Source organism: Oceanobacillus caeni, assembly GCF_019037185.1.
Lineage (GTDB): Bacteria > Bacillota > Bacilli > Bacillales > Amphibacillaceae > Oceanobacillus > Oceanobacillus caeni.
This window is the reverse complement of the sequence record NZ_JAHHXM010000035.1, coordinates 25,643-31,954: the sequence shown is the minus strand read 5'-3', so window position 1 is coordinate 31,954 and position 6,312 is coordinate 25,643. Positions and strand designations below refer to the sequence as shown.

Below are 6,312 nucleotides of genomic sequence, written 5' to 3'. Positions count from 1 at the left end.
AAAATTTCAACATTCAAATCAAAGACACAAATTAAATGGTTGACTTCTATAATTATTTTTTATGCAACGCTAGTGATAATTCTTATAACCGGGAATTTCTGAGTAAATATCCCGCATAATAGAGATGAGTTTTGCCGTTCCTTCCTTTGGGTCGTATTGCGCTACCATTATAGAATCCGTGCGAGATTTACCTTCATCAGGGCGGGCATCAACTCCAAGCAGCAGAACATTAACTTTGTCAAGATTTTTCTGCCCATTGAACTCGTAATCCTGTTTCTGAACTTCCATTGGATCTGCCATGCTCACACCTTCGTTATACTGGTAAACAAAATACCCTACCGCTACTACTATCATAGCTAATAATGCAACTGCTATCTTAAAAATCCTGCTTTTTCGTTTATTACGTTTTTTACTTCTCATCATTTATTCCAATCCTTTTTTTGTGCTGTAATTTTTTCATATTCCTCCATTTTTCATCGATAAACCATTCATGACCCAATTGATAACAATGGCATCATCTATAAACCCAATCGGAAACAGATAATCCGGGATACAGTCTAAGTTAACAATAAAGTAGAGAAGTGCTCCGCCTATTAGAGTAAGCTCTGTCTTCGTACCATTTTTTCCGCAAAATTGCTTGTACATAACCTTTAATGAGTGAATGAATGGTCCTATACTCCCTACTTTTTCTATTTTCTTTTCAAATTGTCCAAGGATGGTTTCATTTCCCTCCTCTTCTAACGATAATCGTTGGTATTTTTCTAATTCTTCTTTTACGTCATTTAAACGAAACTCTTTATCTACTAAATTAGTGTTTTCCAAAATTGCTTGTATATGTACAATAGATTCCTTAAGATCTGAATGGCTTTGATAGACGGGATAACCAGCAGCTTCATATAATCTTAAGATTGAAATGTCAAGCTTGTCCGCAAACCGCTGTAAATGATCCAGGGTAGCTTTTCGTTTTCCATTGATAATTTTCGAAATAACCGCAGTATCAATCCCCGTCAATTGGCTCAATTTTCTCATAGATAAAGATCGCTTCTTAAGTAATTCCTTTAGTAGCAGACCCAGTTCATTGCTTTTCTCTACCATATTCCCTTTCCCTTCTAACTATCTTATCTATATATTAATTTACAGCGGCGTTGACATTTTGTCAACACCACAAAAAATACAAGTCGGTATCTCCCAAAGTTACGAATATCCGGTAAATGCATTTCCCAAAAGACATACAAAAATCCCCATCATGTTGTTGTAACAACATGATGGGGATTTTTAATGCTGATTTAACTTAATGTTTAGAAGCCTTGCGTCTCACTTCAAACAGTAGAAAATCCATTCCTTCTTCCAGGCATTGTTCCCAACTTAAAAAGGATCCCTTCCAAAACTAGAAGGGATCCCCAAAATAAAACCATCTTATAATTTATTCAAAATTTCTCTAATAAATGCTGGCTCGTCCTGAGGTGTACGAGAAGTAATAATATTTCCATCTACCACTACCTCTTGGTCTAAAAAGTCAGATCCAGCGTTTTTCAGATCATCACGAATTCCAATATATGAAGTTGCATTTACTCCTTTTAGAATATCTGCACTAATCATGACTTGTGGGCCATGACAAATACCGGCAATCACTTTACCTTGTTCATTTGCTTGTTTTACAAATTCTACTACTTCGTCATTAACTCGTAGTGCTTCAGGAGCTGATCCACCAGGAATAATAACCGCATCGTAATCGTCAGCCTTCACTTCACTTATGGAAAGGTCAGAAGTATAAGATACAGTTCCTCTCTTCCCTTTAAGTTCCGCTCCTTTTTCAAGTCCTACAATAACGGTTTTGTGACCCGCTTCATTCATTGCATCATAAGGGCTCTTCATCTCTGAGTCTTCATAGTCATCAGCAAGTAAAAAGCATATATTAGCCATCTTGTATCCACTCCTATATAAAATGATTCAATTTCATTCTAAATGAATTCATAGGGGCATTTCAATTAAAGTGATTCTCTTGGAATAATACATCCTTCAAAAGGTTTCACTAGAATCTACTATTTTGTGTTCACTACTAGTTTGTGAATACCTAAAAATATATTTCCATGCTGAAAGTGCATTTCATTTGCTAGTCACCGATTGAACACCTATTTCTTTTTTTGGCGATATAAATCAATAGATTTATATCCAAGGGAAAGAATACCGATCATTTGTGCTTGTCGTTTTTCACGTGTTTTCTGTTGCTTAGCTGAAAAAATATAACGAGCCCAATCCCTTTGATAACCTGGTGTAAGTTCCTGATAAAATTTTAATTCGTTTGGATGATTTGCTAATAGCTTTTTGATATCTTTTATATTATCCTCATAATCTGCTACGCACTGACTGGAAGCAAGGGACTTTTTCACTTTCTTTTTTTCCCGTTTTAATCCAACAACCGTAAATACATCATCCATACTGACCATTCGTGAAAATTTCATATCGCTGTTTTCAACATATCCATCTTCCGTTACTTTCATCGCTGGAAAAATATCATCTCGATGGACAAATGTATCGTACCGTTTGTTCCCTTTTTTTGGATAGGCAAAAAAATAGGTATCCTTTTTCAAGCAATTGTCCCTCATTGATAATGCGTTCTGTATAATTTACCATCTCATCTAAAGTTTCAACAAAAACAAAAATAGCATCATGCTCTTTCGATAATGATGTCTTGTACCCATTAAATAAGTCATAGTCACTTGGTTGATTAAGAACGGCCATATTTTTATACTTAGTTAATTTTAATTTATCAATAATTGTCATCATGTTCTCCTTTACTATCCATGGATCATTCGCACACAGGAATCTTCTTACTAGATTATAGCATAAACTGGAAATGTCTTAATCTAATTTGCAAGATGGTATTTGTAGTTAATGGAACTAGGGGCCTAAGTGTAAAAGACATCATTCATCAATCAAAAACATTTTACGAGAATTGGGATTTTATAACTTTAGGCGAGGAAATTAGCTTATCATGGAGAACGGATATGCAGGTAGCCATTAAAGAAAAAATGATGAAAAGGAAAAGACGGATAAATGTAATGGGACTGATCGCACAACCATTCGAAATACACCGTCATTCCCTTTTTGTAACTAGTCAAACCAAAGTATTATTTGCGAATCATATTAGTGAAGGGGGAAAGATGTCAGTCCCCTATACATGGGTGACATATCCCCCCCTTCATTTACTCTTTGGTTAACCTCTAAATACGCATTAATGCGCCATTAGGCTTTGGTAATTCTTGGCCTCTTATCTGATTCATTTTACAAAAATGTTCAAAAAAGCGTTGTGCCAGCTCTTGTTCCTTTGGGTCACTTTTCAAAGAAACCATATCAAGCAAAATTTGAGCCATCCATAAATTATCAAAATAACGGTATTTACCTGTATTCCATGTCATTTTGTGGGGGAATTTCTCATTTACATAATATTTCCAAAAGAGCATCTGATCTGATTCCTGTTCTGAAAGCTTTAGTCTGTATTCTGAATGAGCGGGAATATATCCATCTTCACAAAGCTTACCGATAAAATCTTCATTTACCATATAGACACCTAAGATACGTCTGTCTTTTTCGGGCATGCTAGAATCCCTTGCTGTTAAAAGGCAAGCACTATTTTGGTGCATACGATTAGGTTTGTTTGGTTTCCCTTTGTTAACACCACTTTTTATTTCGCCTGAAAAAACCTTCCACTCAGATAGGGAACTATTCTGTTCTTCCGTGTCACACCAATAAACCATCTGTGATTGAGGATGAAGTTTATGATTTTTCATAAGTCTTTCATGTTCCAAGCGAAGTTCCTGTTCTTCACGCCTTAGTTTTTTTTCTTCTTCCTTCTTCCATTCTTCCTGTTTCCGTTCCATTTCCTTTTTCTGTATAACTTTTTCAATTGAATGAGCAGCGCCTTTATCATGGAGTTTTAGGTGTTTTCCAAATACATCAGGAAAAACAAACTTTTTATTTTCCGTTCCAAAATGTATTTCAATAAAAGAATCACTTTGTTTAACTATACTACCCATGCCAAAATGCTCGTGTGTAACTTTCTTATTGATTAAATTCATTATTTAATCCTCCCTCGTAGTATAAAAACTCGGTTCCATATAAGAAATTAAGTTGATAATTCCAATCAACTAACTTACTTTTAAAGCTCAGCCAATTATTATTAAATTTTTCTTTTCTTCCGTTTAAAAAGGAAAAATCGATGTTAAGATTTATTATAACATTTTTTCGAAAATACCACAAACTCTTTATTGACAATACGTTTTATGATGGTGTAAAATAAAAAGTTTTATTTCATTAACCACAAAGCATAAGGGGAATTCAAGTGGTTTTTATTTCAAAGTTTTTATTACTGATAAATACGTATGTTTCTATAAGTCAGACAAATAATAAAATCGTCAACTCAAGAAATATAAATTTCAGTTTTGGTTACGGGTTACATTCTAAAGGTTCATATTTCTTGACGCCTATTTGAAATTAGGAAGATAATTTAAGTAGTTTCTTTAACACCAAGATTTAAACAGGAGGTAGATATTAGCGAAGATGAAGGTAATAAAGTATTACAGGAGATAAAAGAGATTAATAAAGATGCACTATTCGTGAAACACGATGTTAGTAAAGAAGAAGATTGGAAAAATGTTGTTTCTGAAACGACCAAAACGTTCGATAAAATTGACGTCTTATTTAATAATGCTGGTATTTATATTATCAAACCAATTCCGGAAATTGAATTAGATACATGGAATAAATTAATGGGGATTAATGTCACAAGTGTATTCCTAGGATTAAAACATGTACTTCCGGTAATGGAAAAAAATAATACTGGCTCTGTTATCAACGCATCCTCAATCGCTGGTCTTAGAGGATCTGCTGGTCACCTACTTTACGGAGCAAGCAAAGGTGCCGTACGTGTAATGACAAAAGACGCAGCAGCAGAATATGCAGGTAAAGGAATCCGTATTAACTCGATTCATCCTGGTTATATCACTACCGCTATGGCTGATTACGCGTCAGAAGCCACAAAATTATCCAAAAAAGAATTGGATGCCACTTACCCGTTAGGTAGAATGGGAGATCCTAAGGAAGTAGCAAAATTAGTGCTATTCCTTGCATCAGACGACTCATCCTTCTCAACAGGAGCAGAATTCGTCATCGACGGTGGAGCTACAAATATTTTATAAATAAGACAATAGGACATCCACGCTATTGTCTGGAGCTTTCTATTGCGTTTCAACTCATTAATAAAGCTATCATAGATAGAACCTATCTCAGTTCTGTCTATGATAGCTTTTTATTTGAATTGACCATAATATACCATATTTACTTAAAGCCAGTAATGTTGTTATCATAATAAAGCAACCATTATCCCTAGGAGGTGATTACACTGGAATTCATACCAAGCGTCATTATATTAACCATTTTATTTGTCCTTTATAAAAAAGGAATACTATCAATAAGAAGACAAACATATCTATCCTATATAACAAAAAAAACGAAAAATCGTTTTCGTGCATCTTATAAGAAATATAATGGTTATCATTACTATCGTTTCTGGGTGAAAAAAGGAAGTAAAGTTACTGTATCATATGATGTTACCGTTGAAGCCGGATCTCTCATCCTAGAATGGAAGGATATCAAAATGAATCATTATTTTCATAAGGAATTTTATGATAGCCAATCGGGAAGCTTTTCATTTGAAGCAGAACGACGTTATTATACATTAAAATTTACGGGGAAGAATACAAAAGGCGGATGTATCATTGAGTTGAATGAATCCGCTTCATGAGACAATTTTTAAGTAAGTCTCATGCTTTTGGATCTAGCAGGACATAATCACCGAAACCATCCTACATAATCTTGCTATCACCCACCCGTAACACCTGCTTCATTTCTATCTTTTATAATGTCTTGAATAATCTCAATATGAAAGGCAGCCCAAGCATTCTCACGAAAGTGTAAAATCACAGTTATTACTAAAAATAGTAAATAAATTAAGCTGAAGAATAACCAAAGCATACTACCATCTTGAAAAAGAAAATTTTCTAAATGTGTGGAGAATAAAAAGAGTAGCCATGGTATGGCGGTTACAAAGATAGGAATCATTCCTGAGCCATTCTTTTCTTTGATCATACGATAGTGTATTAACTTTAATACGTCCGTCTCTATGGATTGATAAAACGTACGGATTTCTTCAATTTCTTTTAAATATTTTGTCTCCCGAATCTGATGAGGCGTTTTTCTTAAATGAAGGTAAATTTTATGTGCATCCCCACGTAAATTAAACATATCACGACA

General features: G+C 34.4%; 7 protein-coding genes and 1 pseudogene. 2 read left to right on the top strand and 6 right to left on the bottom strand.

The features are described from left to right. Positions 1–69: 69 nt before the first annotated feature. From KM885_RS14840 to KM885_RS14820, 5 genes and pseudogenes are all read right to left on the bottom strand, one after another. On the bottom strand, positions 70–423 hold the full coding sequence (locus KM885_RS14840; protein ID WP_244987040.1) for an LCP family protein: 354 nt from the start codon (positions 421–423) through the stop codon (positions 70–72). Positions 424–456: 33 nt separating this feature from the next. Continuing rightward, positions 457–1,095 carry a helix-turn-helix domain-containing protein gene (locus KM885_RS14835; protein ID WP_204798544.1) on the bottom strand — a complete coding sequence of 213 codons (639 nt, stop codon included), beginning with the start codon at positions 1,093–1,095 and terminating at the stop codon, positions 457–459. A gap of 321 nt (positions 1,096–1,416) precedes the next feature. Next, positions 1,417–1,923, bottom strand: coding sequence for a type 1 glutamine amidotransferase domain-containing protein (locus KM885_RS14830; RefSeq protein WP_216884192.1), 507 nt, complete (start codon positions 1,921–1,923; stop codon positions 1,417–1,419). A gap of 209 nt (positions 1,924–2,132) precedes the next feature. After that, a pseudogene (locus KM885_RS14825) lies at positions 2,133–2,784 on the bottom strand (YdeI/OmpD-associated family protein). Positions 2,785–3,224: 440 nt separating this feature from the next. Continuing rightward, entirely contained in the window at positions 3,225–4,079 is an 855-nt protein-coding gene (locus tag KM885_RS14820) for a malate synthase (protein ID WP_216884191.1), read from the bottom strand. Between the two features lie 471 nt (positions 4,080–4,550). Between KM885_RS14820 and KM885_RS14815 the strand changes: the two genes are divergently transcribed. Beyond that, complete coding sequence (locus KM885_RS14815; protein ID WP_084824126.1) at positions 4,551–5,198, top strand: SDR family NAD(P)-dependent oxidoreductase; 648 nt, start codon at positions 4,551–4,553, stop codon at positions 5,196–5,198. Between the two features lie 458 nt (positions 5,199–5,656). Next, the gene (locus tag KM885_RS14810) at positions 5,657–5,803 is read left to right on the top strand and encodes a hypothetical protein (protein ID WP_157851601.1); all 147 of its coding nucleotides are present in this window, start codon (positions 5,657–5,659) and stop codon (positions 5,801–5,803) included. A gap of 77 nt (positions 5,804–5,880) precedes the next feature. Here the strand turns inward: KM885_RS14810 and KM885_RS14805 are convergent, their stop codons facing one another. After that, positions 5,881–6,303: a hypothetical protein gene (locus tag KM885_RS14805; protein WP_047186507.1), complete on the bottom strand. Its 423-nt coding sequence runs from the start codon at positions 6,301–6,303 to the stop codon at positions 5,881–5,883. Positions 6,304–6,312: the final 9 nt, after the last annotated feature.